A 346-nucleotide genomic window follows, 5' to 3' on the forward strand; every position below is an offset into this window, starting at 1 on the left:
GGCTCCGTGAAGCGCAGCGCCGGATAACCGCGCTCCAGGAACGGCATATGGTCGCCGCCACGCAGATAACGGTCGCGCCGCTGGATCACATTCACCGTAAAGCCAGGCACGTAGCGCTCCCCCGCTTCCTTCACATGGCGCGCCAGCTGGCGCGAGGTCGAATCGTTCTCGCCGCCGGTCGCCAGCAAGGCGCGGCTGGTTTCGCTGTTCTCCTTCGTCGCCGGAATCGATTCGGCGAACAGGCGCACCTGCTTGTCGTCCACGCGGCCGTCATCGGCGCGCGAGCTGCCGATGATATCGTTGGTGAACATACCCTGCAGATTCAGGTTCTTCAGCCTTGCCTGTT

At 63.9% G+C, this 346-nt stretch carries 1 pseudogene; it reads right to left on the bottom strand.

Features of this window, described 5'->3' with window-relative positions:
- Window positions 1-311 (bottom strand): annotated as a pseudogene (locus tag F1735_RS34460) (aminopeptidase); the annotation flags it as partial.
- Window positions 312-346: the final 35 nt, after the last annotated feature.

Source organism: Massilia genomosp. 1, from assembly GCF_011682185.1.
GTDB classification, from domain to species: domain Bacteria; phylum Pseudomonadota; class Gammaproteobacteria; order Burkholderiales; family Burkholderiaceae_D; genus Telluria_A; species Telluria_A rubra.